At 52.8% G+C, this 19,919-nt stretch carries 17 protein-coding genes; 6 read left to right on the top strand and 11 right to left on the bottom strand.

The features are described from left to right. Positions 1-345 precede the first annotated feature (345 nt). The 3 genes from F3I15_RS05315 to F3I15_RS05325 form a co-directional block, all read right to left on the bottom strand. Positions 346-729 (bottom strand): lysozyme inhibitor LprI family protein, encoded by a 384-nt coding sequence (locus F3I15_RS05315; protein ID WP_150016862.1) that lies wholly within the window; start codon positions 727-729, stop codon positions 346-348. Between the two features lie 56 nt (positions 730-785). Further along, on the bottom strand, positions 786-1,817 hold the full coding sequence (locus F3I15_RS05320) for a tyrosine-type recombinase/integrase (protein ID WP_150016864.1): 1,032 nt from the start codon (positions 1,815-1,817) through the stop codon (positions 786-788). 961 nt (positions 1,818-2,778) lie between these two features. Further along, positions 2,779-3,519, bottom strand: coding sequence for a hypothetical protein (locus F3I15_RS05325; protein WP_150016866.1), 741 nt, complete (start codon positions 3,517-3,519; stop codon positions 2,779-2,781). Between the two features lie 1,178 nt (positions 3,520-4,697). Between F3I15_RS05325 and F3I15_RS05330 the strand changes: the two genes are divergently transcribed. The 4 genes from F3I15_RS05330 (at position 4,698) to F3I15_RS05345 (ending at position 10,052) form a co-directional block, all read left to right on the top strand. Next, positions 4,698-5,843, top strand: coding sequence for a PD-(D/E)XK nuclease family protein (locus tag F3I15_RS05330; RefSeq protein WP_150016868.1), 1,146 nt, complete (start codon positions 4,698-4,700; stop codon positions 5,841-5,843). A 219-nt stretch (positions 5,844-6,062) separates the two neighbouring features. Beyond that, positions 6,063-7,109, top strand: coding sequence for a restriction endonuclease (locus F3I15_RS05335; RefSeq protein ID WP_370513337.1), 1,047 nt, complete (start codon positions 6,063-6,065; stop codon positions 7,107-7,109). A gap of 470 nt (positions 7,110-7,579) precedes the next feature. Further along, positions 7,580-7,945, top strand: coding sequence for a hypothetical protein (locus F3I15_RS05340; protein ID WP_150016872.1), 366 nt, complete (start codon positions 7,580-7,582; stop codon positions 7,943-7,945). A 64-nt stretch (positions 7,946-8,009) separates the two neighbouring features. Then, on the top strand, positions 8,010-10,052 hold the full coding sequence (locus tag F3I15_RS05345) for a pyrroloquinoline quinone-dependent dehydrogenase (protein WP_370513338.1): 2,043 nt from the start codon (positions 8,010-8,012) through the stop codon (positions 10,050-10,052). A gap of 51 nt (positions 10,053-10,103) precedes the next feature. Here the strand turns inward: F3I15_RS05345 and F3I15_RS05350 are convergent, their stop codons facing one another. From F3I15_RS05350 to F3I15_RS05385, 8 genes are all read right to left on the bottom strand, one after another. Beyond that, complete coding sequence (locus F3I15_RS05350; protein ID WP_150016876.1) at positions 10,104-10,538, bottom strand: DUF4174 domain-containing protein; 435 nt, start codon at positions 10,536-10,538, stop codon at positions 10,104-10,106. An 85-nt stretch (positions 10,539-10,623) separates the two neighbouring features. Continuing rightward, on the bottom strand, positions 10,624-12,180 hold the full coding sequence (locus F3I15_RS05355; protein ID WP_223810679.1) for a sensor domain-containing diguanylate cyclase: 1,557 nt from the start codon (positions 12,178-12,180) through the stop codon (positions 10,624-10,626). A gap of 181 nt (positions 12,181-12,361) precedes the next feature. Then, entirely contained in the window at positions 12,362-12,817 is a 456-nt protein-coding gene (locus F3I15_RS05360) for a tellurium resistance protein TerW (protein WP_150016878.1), read from the bottom strand. 23 nt (positions 12,818-12,840) lie between these two features. Further along, complete coding sequence (locus F3I15_RS05365; RefSeq protein WP_150016880.1) at positions 12,841-13,776, bottom strand: HpcH/HpaI aldolase/citrate lyase family protein; 936 nt, start codon at positions 13,774-13,776, stop codon at positions 12,841-12,843. A gap of 1 nt (position 13,777) precedes the next feature. Beyond that, a complete protein-coding gene (locus F3I15_RS05370) occupies positions 13,778-14,860 on the bottom strand; it encodes a cysteine protease StiP family protein (RefSeq protein ID WP_071669536.1) in 1,083 nt (360 codons plus the stop codon). Then, complete coding sequence (locus tag F3I15_RS05375) at positions 14,860-15,639, bottom strand: hypothetical protein (protein WP_071669410.1); 780 nt, start codon at positions 15,637-15,639, stop codon at positions 14,860-14,862. The genes F3I15_RS05370 and F3I15_RS05375 overlap by 1 nt, the downstream gene beginning before the upstream one ends. Further along, entirely contained in the window at positions 15,632-16,759 is a 1,128-nt protein-coding gene (locus F3I15_RS05380) for a phosphoribosyltransferase domain-containing protein (RefSeq protein ID WP_150016882.1), read from the bottom strand. The genes F3I15_RS05375 and F3I15_RS05380 overlap by 8 nt, the downstream gene beginning before the upstream one ends. Further along, positions 16,756-17,853 (bottom strand): ATP-grasp domain-containing protein, encoded by a 1,098-nt coding sequence (locus F3I15_RS05385; RefSeq protein WP_150016884.1) that lies wholly within the window; start codon positions 17,851-17,853, stop codon positions 16,756-16,758. The genes F3I15_RS05380 and F3I15_RS05385 overlap by 4 nt, the downstream gene beginning before the upstream one ends. Before the next feature lie 304 nt (positions 17,854-18,157). On the opposite strand from F3I15_RS05385, the gene F3I15_RS05390 reads away from it, so the two are divergent. Then, on the top strand, positions 18,158-18,736 hold the full coding sequence (locus F3I15_RS05390; protein ID WP_071669413.1) for a TerD family protein: 579 nt from the start codon (positions 18,158-18,160) through the stop codon (positions 18,734-18,736). Further along, positions 18,736-19,917 (top strand): TerD family protein, encoded by a 1,182-nt coding sequence (locus F3I15_RS05395; RefSeq protein ID WP_150016886.1) that lies wholly within the window; start codon positions 18,736-18,738, stop codon positions 19,915-19,917. The genes F3I15_RS05390 and F3I15_RS05395 overlap by 1 nt, the downstream gene beginning before the upstream one ends. Positions 19,918-19,919: the final 2 nt, after the last annotated feature.

Below are 19,919 nucleotides of genomic sequence, written 5' to 3' on the forward strand. Positions count from 1 at the left end.
GGACGTGTTCATGAGTTGATATTGTTCAAGCGCCTTAAGGCGAGCGGCTTCATTATGCTGTGCGGGCTGCATGCCAAATCCCCCTGTAAACAAATACTGTGGCCGGCGTGACACAGCAAAATTGGGGACACGATCAGTCAGACAGGGTCGCTGTCGCCGGAAGAAAGGTCCTGCAAGTAAGCTCTGGCGCGTAAGCCAGAGTGTGGGTTTCTGTGTCTGTTGTTAACAGAACAGGGTCACAGCGTGACAGCAGGAGAAGAGTGTGGTCTGGCCTGCCACCCGATTATCGGCATGTCAGACCAGAACTTCAGGCAGGTTTTATTCTTAACGGTAAGTAACTGTGTCTTATAGCGGACAGCTCAGATCACCCTCTTCACAGTGCAGTAACCCCTGGAGCTCTTTGGTACGCTGCTCGGTTTTTTGCTGCAGACATTGCGATACCAGCATGGGATGGATAGAGCCACCGCGGCTGCTGGAGGTGGTGAAATCGCAATCCGCATCGCGAAATCCGATCCAGCGCCGCTGGGCCGCTTGCAGTAACGCTTTCTGCTCGCTGTCAGTGCGCCTGAGCACCTGCTGATAGGTTTGATTGAGGGCCGCATCCGCCGTTTTGTAGGCCGTAGCTGCGCATTGGTTCATCTCAGTCTGCGTCATGGCATTATCACACGCTGCGGCAAAAGCACCCGCAGCAGGCAACATCATCAGCAGGACCACTATCCGTTTTTTCATGCTCTTCTCCTGTTCCGTGTTTCAGCGTACGCGTTTACCCTGTACGCCTGCAGCCATTACGAGGGCGGGAAATGCCCATCCATGAAGTTCACCATGGCGCCATCATGCGCATCCACATGACGAATATAGCGCATCAACGTCTCGGGTTTCTTCCAGGTTCCTTCCTGCATGATTTGGGCAGTACTGTATTTCTGGGCGGCCATATCGATAGCGGCGCCAACGCGCGTGCTGTGCCCGGACCAGCCGCGGTAGCGTTTTTTATTGGTGAGCGCATCTTTTCCCGGACCGGCTTCTTGCCAGGCGCGGACAAAAATGTCTTCCAGCGCGCGCGTGGACAGGGGCTTACTGGTGGCGGGAACAGCGCGATTAGTCCGATGCACGGGCCCGAAAATATAGGCATCCGGCTCATGGATCAGGCCCGAGCGCGTAAGCCAGGCAGTGAGGCGTTCAGAGGAGAGCTCCCCCAGTGCCTTGATCAGGCCGCCGGTCATCACAATGGTCTTTGTCCAGCCCACATCCAGCACGATGCGCCCGTCTGCTGCACGCGTGATATCCCGCACGCGCAGCCGGCTGACTTCACTGACGCGCAGCAAAGTGGCATAGGCCACATGCAAAAACGCCAAATCACGCACCTGCTGCAGCCGCTCGGAGGCACGCCAGCACGTGTCGAGTTTCAGTAAATCCGTAATACGAAACGGCACGGCCTGCCCGGCGCGCTCTCCCTGAATCACAGCAGTGCGGTTGATTTTTTTAATCGCGCGGAACACCTGCGGCGCGCTGTTAGGCGGCACCAGCCCGGCATTGCGATGCAGCATGGAAATCAGCGCGGCGTGAGTGGCAATGGTCGAGGAGGCCTTGCCGCTGGCCTGCAGCCAGAGCAGGTAATCGCGCAGGCAGGCCGGCGCCATGGGTAAAAACGTGCGCCCGTGTTCACTGGCCCAGCGGTGGCAAATGCGCATAACGCTCAGCAACTGACGCCAGGTATTCTCCGAGAACGCCTCTTTATCACTGACAAATTCTTTAAGGCGCTGGGTGATGTCATCACTGGCAGAGACCACCAGGCCTGATGAAGATAAGAGTTCACTCATAAATGCTGTTACGCCCAGGTGCCGGCAATGCGACACAGAAAGATCGGATTAGCGGGATAGCCGGCATCTTACCGTGATGTACTGAAAAATTACAGGTTCATATAAAGGGTTGCGCGTTGAGGCTATCCCACGCTGATAACTCGCACCGGCAGAAAAACGGTTATGAATTCGGCCTGGTCTTGCATAAGAAACAGTACAACAACGCCTGAGTCCGCCTGCGATATTTTATGCCTTGAGGTGTCAGGGAAACAGGTAGCGATAGTGAAAAGGCGTCGGTCCTGAGCATTTGAGAGAAGCCCTGCAGGAACCGTCGTGACGCACGAAAAACAGGGTAAGCACGGTCGCGGACTAAAGCATGTGAATGGGGCAAGCGAAAAGAGCTGCAGCCATGCTGACATAAAAGCAAAAAACCCGTCGATTTGGGCATCATGGAGAGGCCTGACGGGTATGTCAGGAGAGTATACCCTTTGCAGCTTGACTATCAATCCCCATTGTTCACTGCAATTCACGCGGTCAGCGTTTATGGACAGACAAACTAAGTAAACGCGTACGAAGGCACCTCAATATGGGGTTGCCCGATGAAACGCGCCTGCGCGTGGGTTTAGGAATAAATGTATATCCGGGCATACGTGTTGCTATGACAAAACAATCAGCCGGAAATGCTAAATCCCTCAATGTCTGCGCTGCACGCGTTCAGGTCCCGCTTCGGGTTCCTTGGAAAACACAGAAATAATCAAAGCAACAAGCAGTGTCGTGAAACCATCTTCGAATAGTTTTGTGTCTGCAATTCACGCTCTTTCATATCCTCTTCTCAGGAGCAGCAACATAGTGCAATTTCTAGTCTGTCAATGTCGAATCAAACGTATTGCTCCACGTATTGAGAACAAGGCCACTTTGACTGTTTCCCAGTATGCTTTCCGGAAGAGTTGCTCAGAATGCCTGCTGAACAAACTGTTATGCACTAGTCGTCATGAGTACAAAGTTGCTTAATTCGTGCAATCACCTCATTTCTGTACTTTTGATGTCCGTGCATAGCCCTTGGATGGGCTATTCTGAAACAAATAGTATTATTTACTTTAAACTCCCATAGCTTTCCCGGAATGACGGAGGAAGTCTTACTGCCGCCTAGCTCAGTAAGCAACTTTTTTATGATGTAATCTGTTCTCCGGGCTCCAGATGCAAAGATGATAAAATCAGGCTCAAGGTGTTTGATTTGTACCTTGATTAGCTTCAGCGAAGCTGATATGACTTCCTGCACTTCATTTTGAGGGCGATTGAGAGGGGTCAGTCCGTCGTAATCCCATGCCAGTAGATTGGCATACACAATTGCCTGAGGAGGAATATTCAGCTCCCGAGCCAGCCGAAAATGATACTGCGTGAAGCGGCTCCTTGATTTGAGGTTCATGGTACCATCATTTTGTACCGGAAGATGTTTCCTGTAACGTTCTACAGCTTCTTCAACTACCTGCCCGATGGTGACGTCAGGTATCAGTCCCAGCACCCGTGATATCGTATTCTTACCATTCAGCGTGTTCCAGCCAGCGGTTTCACGTCCAACCAACATGATTTTCACAGGCGAAAGCCAGTATTCTTTAAAGGGAAGAGTTAAAAAAACACCTGAATATTTATCCTCATTCAGGTTAAATGATTGAACGTTGACATCCTTTAATATTTTTTGATAAGCATCCAGCAACTTCTCCACTCTTTATTTCCTTCCTTTAAAAAACGCCTTCAAAGATATAGTGTTTTTTTAATTTTAGGCTGATAAATGAGGAACATTAGGAAATTGTTCTTTCGGTTCACTCATGCATCCATCAAATCTCCGCGGCAAACAGAAAAATGGCTTTTGACAGATGTCTGTAGTGCACTACATTCTATCATCTTTTTTACTGATAAGCGCTGCACGTAATCAAACTAAATGCTTTATGAAGAAATCCCCAAACGGATGCCAAGCCTGCGCAAATGGGTGAAGCTAATAAGCAGAGAGCAGGTGAAAACTGCTAGATAAGCATGTCACTAATGTTAGGGTTTGCAAACCGAATTGCGTGTATGAAGTTGGTAAAATGTGCAAAAGAGTACCGAGAAGGCTGGAAAGCTGCTCGACCATCCGCTGAAGTATGACCTCTAAGGCCACAAGTTTGAAAAACCGATGTAAGCTTATAAGCTCAGCAATAGACTTGATGCCCGACGATGAACAAGCATGCTTGGGAATATTGAGATTTATATAAATAGAGTTGCCGAAGGTTTTACAGCAAACGATGCTCAGGCTCAGGATGAGTGGATAAAAATTGCTTTTGAGGGGCATCATTATTGTTAAGGCAAACACTGAAAACCTCCTGAATTCTCAGGGTTATGATAAGGCTGTTAATCCTAATCTGTTTCCATTACTATTTAAAGCTGCCGAGTAGTTAGTGACGGAATGAATAAGGTTATCTGTATCGTGGAAAACATTGTTTAGATCCTGCACATTATATTGATTAAGCCATGAGTAAACAGTTGCCAGCGTTGGAGGCGTCACACATTGTTATGGTGATGAGATCATCATTGTAAAGTATGCTCCGCGTCAGGTCGTTAAGAGTAAGATACTCATCGCGGTACAACCGGACCGACGCATTGTGGCCTCTGCACCGGTAAGCATAGTGGAGTGAAATGTTGTTTGCGCTGAAAGTCAGAGCGCTGGATTTATCGGCAACTGCGAGATTTCAGCAAACAACAATCACATCTTGTCATGTGGCAGTAGGTCAGCAGAGAGCCATTACGACCTTAGCACACAGTATCAATTTTTTTTGTTTACGAAGAAATTAATCTATAAAAACAGCATGCAATAATTAAATTATCAAAAAATGGCATGCCAGACATTATTTTTATAAGGGGGTTTAATTGTATTCTGAAGCATTTTCTGCGGAATTTATCGAACAGCTGAATGGCATCTCGATTAAAGATGTTGTTGAGTTAAATTTTTTTGAACTGGGAGGCTCTGGGTATCTTGAAAACCCAACAACGGATTTGTTGGCTTTGTTTATGGGATCCCAGAAAATGGTACCACCATGGTTGCTCAAAGCGTTACTAAGTTGCCTGGATAATTCAATTGATGTTGATGAAATTGATTTCACGTCGCTGGAGTTAACGCGAGAAGCTCGGACCGAGGATGGAAAATATCTTGACATTCTCATCAGGCATGACGATTTTATTATAGGTATTGAGCATAAGGTTTTGGCTGGTACATATAATCCTTTCCCAAGCTATGTAAGTCTTATTGATAGTTATGGCGACAACAATCAAAAGATATTTCGTTGTATTTTAAAGCCTGACAGTAACTGTGCCAAAGGTGTGGAAGGTTGGCAACTTGTCAATTATTCATCGTTGATCGAAGTTGCCATTCAACGTCTGGGGTTAGAAATGATGAAACAAGAGCTTAGTAAATGGCTAGTTTTTTATCAGGAGTTTTTAAATCATCTCGAAAAGTTAAGTAAGGCTGGTATGGATAATATAGCTGATAAAAATATAGAATTTACTGCCGCGAATTTCTCGGCTTTAATTAAGTCTGTCCAATTGCTGGAAATCTACCAAAATGCTATTGCTGAGGAAGCTAAATCGATTATGTCGGAAGTGCTGCCTGATACAAATATAGCAACAAGTATCAATAACTGGAAGGGGCACTATAAGGCGATTCATCTGATGCCTGGATGCTGGGGGCAAGGTAAAACAGGCATTACCTTGGTTTATCGCCCTTCAGAGGATGGAGGAGGTGAAGCTGATTTCTACGTTGATGGATGGATACATTTGGATGACATTCCCAAAATTGTTATGCTAAAAGAAGAAGTCCGAGCTGCATTAAGTGCTGGAAATTTTATTCCAACAGCTAGTCCAGAAGACTACGAAGTATCAATTACAGGAAAGGGACAAGTGCTTACACTGAGTTTTTGGGGAGTTACGAGAAGTAAAAAAGATGCCTTGATACTTTTCAAAGACATGATTGAGTGGATGGACGAAAAAATAATAACTTATAGTAATGGCATCCAGTGATAGAGTCCTTTTTATATTTTTAGTGACAAGGCCGTGGATATAAAATCGTGTGGACATATTTTGAAATAAAAGGGAGGATTTGGAATGATTTATCAGTGCGATGCTTGCAATAGAACAACGTTTGAGATTGCTTGTCCTTGGTGTTGCGTGGTTTCACCTGTAAAAAGGAGTGCATGGGGGTCAGGCTCATCGACTACACAAGAAGTCGATATACAACATATGACACCATTAAATCCATCATTTTATCCGGAGTTTCAATACCGTTCAAAAGGTGTGCTGAAGGATCTCTTTGGGAAAAAGAAAGAGCAAACGCAGCTTAATCAATTACTTGAAAATGTTCTCGAAAAATATTCCAGCTTAAAAGACCCATATTTTACCAACTTCATTTATACCTCCAGGTTCTCAAACAATAACAAACCGAAATCAGGTTTGTCATCAGAGAATGGTACATACTCAGAATTACAACTTTTTTGTGAGGTATTAGTCAGGAAAGGGTTCCATGAGCTAGAGGAATTGCCTGAGTTATTGAATAAATTACTCCTTACTACATCATTTAACGCTCTATATTATGGTTTCGCTAAGGAACTAAAAAGGCATATCAAATCTACATTTACTGAGTCATTAAAGTCGTGGATTGAGGAGGCGGGAACCACGTTTCGGGCAGATATTTCATTGTTCCTGTTCTATGTGTGGAGCAATAAAATAGAGTTCTCATCAGTGAGTTTCAACGAGAAAGCGGAAAATAATCCTAGTGTACCTTTAGTTTCATTCAATGAAATTGAAAAGTACTTGGCTGTTTGCGAGCATATTTACTTTGATATTCTGGTTAATAGATTAGCTACACGGCTCGAGTATTTCAACCCTAGTAAGTTTGTAACGATGTATTTAGTCGATGCAATGAATGGTTTTCAGTTCGAAGATTTCCTTGTGAATATATTCCAAACTATGGGTTATGACGTCAAAGAAACCAAAAGGACGCAAGATCAGGGTGCAGATCTTTTCGTCACTCGATTTGGTAAGGATATGGTTATTCAGGCAAAAAACTATTCTGGTTCTGTTGGTAACTCGGCGGTGCAGCAGGTGATCTCTGCTAAAACGTTCTATGGTTGTGAAGAGGCAATGGTTGTGACTAATTCTTATTTCACGCGCTCCGCAAAAGAGTTAGCGGAATCAGCCATGGTACGACTGATCGACAGAGACGAACTGCAAAATTATCTGGATGATTATAATCAAAAGATAATCGAAGATTTCCAGTCAAACTCGTAACTTTGCAGTTGTATGCATCGGAAGAACAGTTAGGCCTCAACAAAAAGGGGCTTATCTGTGCAAAATTTGTGCTTCGCGTTATTCATATTTATCTATTTATTACAAATTGCAGTAAAGAAACAATACAACCACAGCAAAGTTTCGCAATCTACAGCAATTAGATTTTTTAAATCTTTGAAAATTCGACATAAAGTATGAGCAGGTTTTAATTTAACTCAGCGATCGCTGCATTATTAAATGCCCGAACATGTGCAGGCGATAAGCAGGGCAGATCATCTGCATAATGCTTTTGAAAACGAAGGGTTATATTCGCAGAGCACGTTGCTGACCTTCATCTATACTCACAGCGTTGGATACGCAATGTGGCCGGATAGGTCTCTGGCTGTTGCGCTATCTTTTTGGCAGGCTTTTTGCGCAATTCCGCGTGCCTGCGTGCTTTTATGACGTCTTTCAACAGGGGATCTCCTGCTATGTTGCATTCTCAATCATCAAGGCTGGGCAGCACATTGCTGCTGCTTGCAGCCGTTATCGGCTTTGGCGTAGCGCTCTATGCGTGGCTGACGCCATTGACTGGCGTAACTGGCACCATTGGTGCCTTAGGTGTGGCAATTGCCAGCGTGGTACTGGCGCTACTGACCTTTATGGTCCGTGGCACTGCAGGGCGGGGTGTTCGGGTGTTCTGGATTATCCTGACGCTTGCTGTGTTATTTGGCATCGGTTTTTCCGCTGCGTTACTGCATCAGTACATTATCACCGCTGCCATGGTCGTCGGGCTCATTGGCCTTATCGCGCTGTGTAAAAACCCACGGCATCATGCCAATCGCGTCAGAGTCTGAGGAGCCAACTGTGCAAAACAAACATCACTCACCGCTGATCAAAGTCAGCCTGACGGCGCTGGCCATGCTTGTCAGCGCGTCTTCAGTGCATGCTGAAGATAAAGCCACCGAGGCGTCTATGGGCGCGCGGCAAAAGCTCAATGTGGACGCTGCCGACCAGCAGGATGCCGGCACCACAAAAACCACCAATGAGGCTTCAACGGGCAAGCATGAGGGACAGCCTGTTGCGTCCGCCGCGCATCCGGGCACGCCGCTGGTGCCCACCAGTGCAACGTGGGATAGTTTTCATGGTCAGCTCAATGCACAGAAATACAGCCCGCTTAAGCAAATCACCACAGAAAACGTCAGCAAGCTTAAAAAAGTCTGGGAATTCCACACGGGTGATGTGTCAGATGGCAAGGGCGATACACCAGCTACCGTCTGGTCAGCCACACCTATCTTTGCCAATAACACCATTTATGTCGGCACGCCCTTTGACCGTCTGATTGCGCTTGATCCGGGTACGGGCAAAGAGAAGTGGCATTACGACACCAAATCACCGCGTAAAGCGCTGACGCAGCCGGTACTGAAAAACCGCGGCGTGTCATACTGGCAGGCTAAAAATCCGGTAGCAGGCGAAGCGTGTCAGAAGATTGTCTATATGGGCACCGTTGACGCTAAGCTCTGGGCGCTGGATGCCGACTCCGGCAAACCGTGCGAAAACTTCGCCAATAAAGGCGTGTTAGATATCGATCAGTGGAATACCGTTAACGCGAAGTATCCGCTCTCTATTCTGCAGCCGCCTACGGTTGTGGGCGATCATTTAATGATTGGCTGGGCAGGTAAAGACTGGGCATATGCGGAAGCCCCTCCGGGCACGGTCTTTACCGTAAACGCCCAGACCGGCAAGCTGGAGTGGACCTTTGAAGCGATTCCAGAAAACGTTCGCGCCCGCACCGGTACTGCCAACGTCTGGACGCACATGTCAGCCGATGAGGCCAACGGTCTGGTCTATCTGCCTGTTTCATCTCCATCGCCTAACTACTGGGGCGGCAACCGCACGGAGTCTATTCCGCTGGGTACCTCAACGACCGCGCTGGATATCAAAACCGGTAAAGTGGTCTGGTCACGTCAGTGGGTACATCATGACGTCTGGGATTACGACATCAACTCGGCGCCTACGCTGATGGACATTACCGTGGACGGCAAGCAGATCCCGGCACTGGTTCAGGCGACCAAACAGGGCTTCCTGTTTGTGGTCAATCGCCTGACCGGCGAAGATGTCTGGCCAATCGAAGAGCGCCCGGTGCCGCAGGGCGATGGTTCAGTACAGGGTGAAAAACTGGCACCTACGCAGCCTTTCCCGACCAAACCGGCTCCGTTGCTGGATCAGTCGAAAAAGCCGGCTATCTGGAAACTGGCGGATATCGTAGGTGCGGGCCAGTGTTCACGTCTGTGGGACAAGCTGAGCTACGATGGCATGTATTCGCCGCCTACAACCAAAGGCGAAGGTGTGCTGACCTATCCTGACAGTGCCGGTGGCGTACAGTGGGGCGGTGTAGCCTTCGATCCGCAAAAGCAGATCGCTATCGTGAACACCTCGCACATTGTGCAGTATATAAAGCTCTACAGCCGCGAAGACTATGAAAAAGCGGATAACGGGTCGGGCAATGAAAGCGGTTTTGCACCTCAGGAAGGCGCACCGTATGGTCTGCGTCTGATGGTCGCAAACAACTGGCTGGGCATGCCATGCTGGCAGCCGCCGTTTGGCGAAATCGTGGCTATTGATATGCACACCGGTGATGTGAAGTGGCGCCGTCCGGTAGGGGCATCACAGCAGTACGGCTTCTTTATGCCGGAAAGCTGGGGCTCGCCTACCATTGGTGGCCCGGCTATCACGGCAGGTGGTGTGATCTTTATCGGTGCCTCAATGGATGCCAAGGTTCGTGCTTATTCCGTGGACAGCGGCGAAGAGCTGTGGTCCGATCAGGTCGAGGCACCGGCTGTGGCGAACCCGTCTGTGTATGAATACAAAGGCCGTCAGTATGTGGCGTTTGTGGCAGGGGGCAATACCATCCTGAAAGATCAGGTGGGTGATCAGGTGGTGGTTTACGCCCTGCCTGAATAAGACGTTCTCAGCAACCGTCCGGAAAAGCGGGGCCTCAGTGCCCCGCTTTTTTCAGTTCTGGCCTGCCTTTCGCATCGGCATGCTGTCTACCAGCGAAAGCAGGGCCTCTGCACTGACCGGCCGGGTCTGTCGCAGCTTCATGCCACCGTCTTTGCCCACCAGCACAATTTCAAATCCAGCAGGATTGAGCTCTTTACGCAGTACACCGTTATCCGCAGGGCGGGTATCACTTAGCACCACCATGTCACGCTCACGCAGCGCCTGCTGATGCTGTTGCAGCAGCGTAAGCTGCCGGACATAATCGGCATCCTGCGCAGAGGGCGCAAAAATCACCACCGGTCGCTGTTTCCAGCGGTAACCGTCAAGCGAGGTGCTTGACGGCGACAGTGTCTGGAACAGGTCAGCATTATCCGCCTGCGCCAGACTGCTCATTGAGAGCGCCAGCAGCGCGCCTGCGACCGTAAAATTGCATCGTGCCGTTCTCATTCCCGTCTCCTCTGTTCACCACCAGTGATAAGGATAGGTTGTCACGACGCGGCAGACGCTGTTCTGACCCTTCTTTACATCCGGATTACGAAACCGGTTCGCTGACACGATTGCGCCCGCTGCGTTTAGCCTGATAGAGCGCGCGGTCAGCCTGCTGTTTGAGCGTGTCTGCTTCACTCATGTCGCCCTGCGACACCAGCGCATAATACCCGGCGCTTATCGTGACCACGCCTTCTGGCAGCTCGCTGCTCTCATGAGCAATGCCCCGTTCCCGAACCGCTCTAACCGCCTGATCCGCGACGATGCGCGCCTCTGAGAAGTCGGTGTTGGGTAAAATGATCGCAAACTCCTCGCCGCCGTAGCGGGCCACGACATCTCCGTGATAATGCACCACACTTTTCAGCACCTGCGCCACATCCTGAAGACACTCATCGCCTGCGACATGTCCGTAGGTGTCATTGAAGCGTTTGAAATCGTCGATATCAATCATAATGAGCGCCACCGGATCGCCGGTTTTATGTGATTTTATCAACGCCATCTCTAACAGCGCATCAAACTGCCGGCGGTTGGCCAGGCCGGTAAGGCCATCAACAAGCGCCAGCGACTGCAGCGTGCGATTGATGCTGGTAAGCTCATCCCGCACAAAGGTGAGCTCAATCTGATTACGCACGTTGGTGCCAACCTGACGCAGCACCAGAAAGCCCATGCCGGCAATCGCCAGCAACAGCGTCAGGTTAAGTAACAGATTGATCAGGTTGCTGGTTATCCAGTTTTTACGGATATCTGCGATATCATAGCCGGCGGTCACAATCAGCGGATAGCGTTCCAGTCGCGCATAGCCATAAACGCGCACCACGCCATCCAGCGACGATCGCCAGGTAGCATTGCCGCTGGAGGCGGCTTTGAGTTGGGTTTTAAACAGGGGGCTTGCAGACAGCATTCGGCCGATATACGCATCTGAAAACGGGCGGATATATAACGCCGACGCATCGGCGAGGATCAGGCCCAGCGTATCTTTACTGCCCAGAGCATAGTAGCTGTAGTACTGGCGAAAGTAATCCACGCGCACGGTGGCCAGAGCAACCCCGGCAAAATTGCCTTTGGCATCATTGAGGCGTACCGAGACCGGGATCACCAGATCTCCCGTGGAGCGGCTGCGGACGACACGGCTTATCAGCAGGTTGGTGTCGTTATGGTTGCGGTGCCACTGAAAGTAGGCGCGATCGGCATTACTGGCGTTTGTAGGAACAAAATTGCCTGAGGAGGCGATCCAGTGGCCGTCAGTATCATACACAAACAGCCCGTGAAGCTGCGGCAGTTTGCTCTGCTGCTCTTTGAGCTGGTGCAAAAACGCAGGCGTGGCCGCATAGTCGTTGCCACGCTGACGAAGCTGCCTGACGGCATCCGCCAGTGTGATTTCAACCTGCAGAAAAGAGTCTTCGGCATGTTTGGAAAGCGACACCGAGAGGTTACGCGCATCGTCTTTCTTTTCGCTGATGATCTGCTGCCAGGAGTTCCACAGCGACCAGGCGTTGATCGCCACCACAAACAGGCTGATCAGTACCAGAAACACCATCATGCTTTTGCCAAGCGAGGTGCTGAACAGCGACGACCGTGACGGGCGCTGAGAGTGAGTTCGCATAAAGTCCTATTCTGTGCGGGGAGTGTGAGGAAAGTGTGAACATCATACCTCAAGCACCTCAGGTTCAGAAGCTGTCAGGTCTCAGCAAGGCGTGTGCCTCATGAAAAACACGCCTGCTGCTGTGCCAGGCGGGCATCGGCTCTCACCACCGCCTGAACAGGGACCAGACCTTATGCGTTGCTCAGGGCTTTTTGGGACGCTTACCCAGATTTTCTTCTACGAGCCATTCAATCACCTGGCTGCGGTTAAGATTATGCCGGTTAGCGTAAAGCTGTATTTTGCGCAGCACTGAGAGTCGCAGCGACAGCGACACCGACTTTTTGGCTTCTTTGTCCAGCACAACCGCGCTCTGCGTTTGCTGTCCGGCGGCTGTACTGTCACGCAGATCAAGGCTGTCACGCATCATTTTGATGATTTTAGGCGTCAGGGTGCCGGCGCTGGTCATCTGATAATGACCCGCTGATTTACTGAACCGGATCTCGGCGTGATACGCGAAACGAATATCGCGTAGATCACGCACAAACGTTGGCTCAGAGCAGGCCATCTCCTGCAGCAGTACCTCTTTTTTGACCGGCTTGCCCGTACTTAATAAGACCACCAGCCGATATTGTCTGTACTGCTTTGCGCTCAGGGACATAACTCACCGTTTGGGTTAAAAAATCAGCTCACTGATGCGGAGCACAAATATCCGTTATAGGCGCTGGCAATGCCGCACCAGGCCGCCTGCTCCAGCACCGTTGCCGCCCAGTTACGATGCGTGGCAGGTTCGCACATTGCCCCCTGTGACTTGAATACGGCCTGCTCTGAATTCATGATTCGCAGCGCGTCTTCATAGTCATCGGGTGACACCATCAGCCCGCGCTGGATGATCTCCAGCTGGGCCGGGTGGATGGCGGTTTTGCCCACCAGCCCGTGTGCCATATCCAGCGCCAGCTCGCGTTCCAGCAGGGCTTCGTCTTCAATACGCTCGCAGACGGGTGCGGTCAGGGCAAACCCGCGCGAGGCAAACGCGGCCACCAGCATCTTCACCACATAGCCCAGCGGCCCCTCATAAAGCGTGAACTGGCGCGAGCGCCGCAGCCCCAGGACCGACATCAGATCGTTGCCGCCTATTCGCAGCGCAAGAATGCGCTCACGGCAGGGATGCTGTTCAAGCAGCCGGGCCAGCTGATGCATGGCGTCATTCTCAAACACCTCGCGCGTTTCAAGCGTGGGCATGAGGTACAGCGACGTGGGTGCCATGACCTTCCACCAGGACGATACGTTACTCTGGTTAAACTTAGGTAAAACAAACCCGTCGATGCCTGTCAGGGGATAGCGCGCGATCAGCGCTGCCGCCATCGCCTCGTCACGCGGGCGTATAAACACCAGAGGGGGAGTGTGGGTAGGCGTCTGCAGCTGAAGCTGCCGGAGCAGAATGCTGAGGTTATCCAGCGCGCGATTCACATCCTGTGCGCTCACTGCATCCTCCAGGCAAATCACCAGCGAGCGAAGCGCCGGGAGTTTACCGTGTAAAATCACCTCAGCCAGATCGCTGCGGGTGGCGGGCATATAGAGCGTGGCGCCCAGCATCCAGGGGGAAAGCGGCATGGTCATCTCAGGATACCTTTTTAATGATGGTCACCGCACGATACTGCCCCAGCCGGTCGCCCATCTCGTGAACATGAACGGCTTTTTGTTCTGCGAGATGCAGGAGCAGGGCCACGTCGGGATCGGATTTACTGCGCACCAGCACATGATCGGGCACGCGGCGCAGCACAGCCCGCGTGGCCTCGGCGATGCCGGGCTTGATGCGGTTGAGGTTAAGAACCTGGTATCTCGCGGCCAGCTGATTCACCACCGCCTGGCTGATGGCCTGCTGATTGCGGGCCTGGGTCGCCCAGGGCTGCGCCGCCGGAATGCTGCCCGCGTCAAGCTGTCGCCTGTGCGCATCTACCGTATCCACCATGCGCTGGCTGCAGTCATAGGCCAGCAGATGATCGCACAGCACACACCCATGATACCCCACGTCGCGCCAGACAGAGCGGGACACCATACCTGAGACCGGAGCACCCATAATCCCAAATGGGATAAGCCAGTCATCGTCTGACGCCGCAAGCCAGGCGCAGCCTGCCGGATCAGCCAGTACTGCCAGGCGGGGCAGCGGCGGATAGCCGGGTCTGTCGCGCAGGCTCTCAATGAGTTGGCCGGTGATGGCGCCTTTTCCGGTCCAGCCATCCACAAACACAATGCCCTGCGTGCCATGCATTGACTCAATCAGGCTCAGGGCCGCTTCATCAATGCCCCGATCGCGTATGATGCTGATGCCGTAATGGTGCGACTCAACATTCATGTCCCGCAGGGCACGCTGCAGCATGACGCCGGGCGGCACGCCGGCACGCACAAGGCTCACTAAAATAATCGGCTGCCCGTCTGCCTGCGCACTCAGGCCTTTTGCCAGAGCGATGACATCGTGCGCCAGACGCGCCGCGCCCAGCGCCAGCGCCTGATCAAAAATATCAAGGTGGGCCGCTGAAGGCGCCGGTTCCTGGCTTAGCATCTCAGAGTAATGCTTCTCACCCGACTGGATCAGACGCTCTTTTTCATCAACCGGCGTCATTTCAAGCTGCATCGGGCTCAGCAAAAACTGCACATCTCCGGGCAGGTAAGTGCCATGCAATGGCAACAGGTCAGGGGGCATCATGCAAGCGCCTCTTTAAAAATGTGTGTACGAATGGCGTCGGTGAACTGGCTCCGGGCGGGCATACCAAACCAGTCGCAGTGCTGCATAAAGCTGAAATCGCTGAGGCTGTCACCCAGTCCCATGACCGGGAACGGACCACGCGTGTCGCGCAGGTGCGCAAGCAGCCACGTCACGGCATGTCCTTTCTGAATGCAGTGCGGGATCCAGGCAATATTGTTGCCGTTGGCATGGATATAGAAATCACGGGTATCCAGCTGCTGCAGCATGATGTCGTTAAAGGCATAGAGCTCCTGAATCTGCGTGCTGTCACGGTGTTTCATGACAAAGTAAACCGGCACGCCGTCATATTCGTAGTTCATGCGACACCAGGCGTTAAGGCCGGCACGCTCCAGCGCATCGCTCAGCGTCTGACGATAGCTCACCAGCTGCGCCTCCATCGCCGAAAGCGCGCTGACGATGTGATCCTGCCAGTGGCGATTCACCGAGCCATCCGGCGACGCAATCACCGCGCCGTGCGTCATGACTTTCCAGGACCGAAACGGCAGCGCCACGCGGGCGGTCTCCTCTGTGCCGCGCGCGGTGACCGGGATTAGCTCTGCGCTCTCCAGCAGCCAGGCCACCAGCATGGACTGTTCCTGTGACATAAAGCTGCGCGGCTCAAGCGCGCGGTCATATGCCCCGATCTCAACCGGCGTCTGCAGGGGCTCCGTGAGCATTTTTCGTTTCGTCTGGAAAAGGGTGTCATCCAGATCGCACAGTACAACAGGCTTATTCATAACCGATCACCTCAACACGGGGCGCCGTCTGGCGCAGTCCCGCCAGCAACGCCGGGCAGACAGACGTCACTGGCGTTTCAACACAGACAATCACGCGATCAACGTCCTGCTGCGCAACGTTATAGACAAAATTCGGAATACCCAGACCGTAGTTATCACTAAAGGCCAGCGACGACGCGATCGCCAGCCCTTCTGAAATCGGGGAGCGGGTCAGAGAGCCAAACCGTACCTCTGCACCCTGCTGCTCTAAGCGTTCGGCCAGCAGGAAAGGCGGCCAGATGAATTCGCCGGATCCCAGCACCAGAATGCGCTCGCCGGCTTCCACCGTCAGGTCACCGGCAAAGCCACAGTCGCTGCTATCCATACCTAAGCGGCCCCAGTCCTGCCGGGCACACAGCGCCACTTCGCCCTGCGCGGTGACGTTCACCGCGGGCATCACCGGGACAGGGGCATCCGGGCGCGGTGTCCAGTGCCACTGACCGGCCACCAGGGAAAGCGACGTCACCGGCAGCGGGCAGTGGCGCTGAACGGCTTCGCCACTCCAGTCGGTGAGTGTGACGGTAATCACGCGAGAAAGGCTCTGCAGGCCGGCGTCGCGAAGCGCCTGTAGCAGATTCAGAAAGGTTTTGCCGGTGGTGGCCTCGTCATCCACCAGGATCAGCGTACGGGCATTCAGCGCACGGTGGCGCAGCGCGGCGTCGGCGGGCATATAGATGAGATGGTCAGTGGCGTGACTGTGATCTTCTTTGAACTCACACAACAGTTCGCCCTGCACCGGATGTCGGGTGCTGGTCAGGAACACCGGCTCGGCAATAGACTCACGGGCGGCGCGAAATACGCCGGCCGCGAGGCCGACGGCGGTCTCGGCCATCCCGATAAACAGCACCGGCCCCGGAAGGTCGCGCGGGATTTTAGCTGCAAGTGTCTCATAGCTTTCGCGCATCACCGCCGGACTCACCGGAATGTGGCGGCCCAGCACTTTGCTCACAAACAAAAAGGCCCGCTTGGGGTTTTTGCGTGCGGCGATATCAAACAGGGTATCAAGCGGAAGCGGGCTCTGCGTTTCCACACGAAGCGTGCCGCCGGGTAGCTCGCGCTCATAGATCTGTGCAGGCATCATGCGTCTTCTCCGGCTGAGCAGACGTCAAACGCAACAGGTGTGCAGTGCGGCAGGGGCTGGACACTGTTAGTCGGGATGACCTCGGCCGGGATAAAGGCATCACGCTGCGCAAGCGCATCGCTCACCGACATCAGCCCAAGCTGGCGCAGCGCAAAGATACCGGGCAGATTGAGGCCGCTGAAGGCGGTATAACCGATTCCGCCAGAAGGGCGAAGGTTGGCTTCCAGCAGCACCGGGTTACCCTCTGCATCATTGCGGGTCTGCACATTGATCAGGCCATCGGCCTGAAGCGCCTCAGCGCAGGCCACGGCCAGGCGCCAGGCCGGCGTCTCCTGCTCAAACACCTGGACCGCGCCCTCTTTGCGTCGGACCACCGCGGCAATGACCTGACCGTTTTCAACCACCATATCCACCGATCGCTCGGGACCGGCAAGCCAGGGCATCACAATCTGCAGCGGCAGGGCGTCGCCAGCCTGCTGCGCCCGCCGCAGACTCTCAATCACCACATCTGGCTGGATCTGCCGGCTGTCAGGGTTGTTAAAAAAGCTCAGGACGTGTGCCTCGCGCTTAAGCACCCAGAAGCCCAGCCCGTAGATCCCGTGCACCGGTTTAATACAGGGGCGCTGGCCCTGTGCTTCAATGTGCGCGACCGCGGCAGCCACCTCTTCCGGCAGACGCACCTCAATGGACGGCACCGCAGCCAGGCCGCGTGCACGCATCTCTTCACTGAAACGGGTTTTGTTGTCTGCCAGTGCAAAGGTATCGCGCTCGCGGGCACCGGTCACCAGCGTAACGCCCAGGGCCTCAATCGCTGCACGTTGCTGTTCGAGTGCCTCGCCGCGTTTGCCGGCATGAATAACCCGCACCGAATGACGCGCGCAGACGCTGCTGATAAAGGCCGGCAGCAGGCTGTCGTCGCCGGGTTCCTGATATGCAATGTCCGCTTCGGCCAGAATTTCAGGACGCGATGCGCGGTGTGAGGCGATCAGCAAAAAGTCATGACCGCCTTCACGTCGTGCCTGAGCGACCAGCGCCAGAATATCTTTTTGTGAAGACACGCCTTCCATAAACCAGATGGCATCCGGCTGACTCATGATGTTGTTCCTTTTTTTTCGCGGACGAAGACCGGGTGGGCTCTGGTGTCGACACAGAGCAATCAGGTAATCATATTATGATTGGTAGGCGTAATAAAGCATCAGATTTTAATTACAGACAAATGACATAGAGCATAAACAAAAGAGAAATCCATAAATCTTTTAAAAACATTACAATGAAGTGTAAAAGTAATCATATGATGATTGTTTTCTTGCCTGAAAAGAAACTCATGTTATGATTGCTATGCTTTTTAATTGATCGGTGTTTTAACGGCAGCAGTAAACCACTCATTAAGGAGATATGATGGTCTCGTTAACCAAGAATCAAACCATTTCGCTGGCCAAGTCCAGCAACGCCATTTCCCGGATTCAGTTTGGTCTCGGCTGGGATCCTGCCAAAAAGAAAGGACTCTTTGGCAAGCTTCTGGGCGGAGGTGACAGCATTGACCTGGATGCCAGCTGTGTACTGCTTGATGCGCATGGCGCGGTGGTCGACACCGTGTGGTTCCGTCAGCTTCGCTCAAACGATGGCTCCATTGTGCACAGCGGGGATAACCGCACAGGCGAAGGCGACGGCGATGACGAGGTCATCAATGCCGATCTCTCTCGTCTGCCTGCCAGCATCGAAAGTCTGGTTCTGACCGTAAACAGCTTTACCGGACAGACGTTTAACGATGTGGCGAATGCGTTTTGCCGCGTCGTTGACCAGCAGGGCAAAGAGCTCGCAAAATTCACGCTGACCGAGCAGGGCTCACACACGGCAGTGGTGATCGCCTCACTGCGCCGCAGCAACGGTGAGTGGAACTTTACGGCGCACGGCAACGCCTCGCGTGCCCGGACCATTCAGGACATGATCCCCGACATTCAGGCGGTACTCTACTGATGAACCTGACGCCAGGGGGCAATGCCCCCGTACCCAATCAATCGCTGGTGGTGCGCATCCTCTCTGGCGTACCGGTCGATATCTCTGCCTTTCGTCTCTATGAAAGTGGCAAAGTGCGCGGTGATACCGACATGGTGTTTTACGGTCAGCGCGAGAACGATGACAGCACGGTGCGCCTCTCGGCCTCCGGCAATGAAACAATGTTCACCGTTAGTCTGGCAAAGCTCAGAAGCGATGTGCAGAAGATTGCCTTCACGGCCAGCTGTGATGCCGGCAAGACGATTGCCTCACTGGGACGCCTGAGCATTCAGGTAGACGCGGCCGGATCGACTCTGGTGCAGTGCGAGGTGGAAACCGCCGGACGCAGTGAGGCCGCGCTGATTTTAGGTGAGCTCTATCGGCGCAACGGCGAGTGGAAGTTCCGCTTTGTTTCGCAGGGGTTCAACGGCGGGCTGCAGCCTCTGGCAGAACACTTCGGCATTGACGTGGCGGAGAGCGCATCGCCTGCCCCTGCTGCCACACCGGCACCCGCCGCTGCACCGGCACCCGCACCGCAGCCTGTGGTGAATCTGAGCAAAGTGAGCCTGACCAAAGAGAAGCCCTCAATCAGCCTCACGAAAAAAGATGACTATGGCCAGATTCGCGTGAACCTGAACTGGAATCAGCGTGCGACCGGCAACAGCGGCGGCGGCTTTCTGAAAGGCATTTTCAACAACAACAAAGGCATCGATCTTGATCTGGCCGCCTATGTTGAGCTCAGAGATGGCCATCGCACCATTGTGCAGGCGCTGGGCAATAAGTTTGGCAGCTTTGGCCGCGAACCCTTTGTGGAGCTCAAAGGGGATGACCGCACCGGTGCCGTGAGTGATGGCGAGTGGATCCACATCAACGGCAGCGAGTGGAAGCAGATCAAAGAAGTGCTGATTTTTACTTTCATCTATGAGGGCGTGCCGAGCTGGGAGAACACGGACGGCAACGTCACCATCCAGGTGCCGGGGCAGCCGCCGGTGGAAACGGCGCTGACCGAAGGCAATAACCGGCAGAACATGTGCGCGATTGCCCGTTTAATCAACGAAAACGGTGCGATTCGCGTGGAACGTATCAACCGCTATTTCAGCGGTCATCAGGAACTCGATCAGGCGTTTGGCTGGGGTTTTAACTGGCGCGCCGGTTCCAAGTAAAC

The sequence above is a fragment of the Pantoea sp. M_9 genome, from assembly GCF_008631385.1.
Lineage (GTDB): Bacteria > Pseudomonadota > Gammaproteobacteria > Enterobacterales > Enterobacteriaceae > Pantoea > Pantoea eucrina.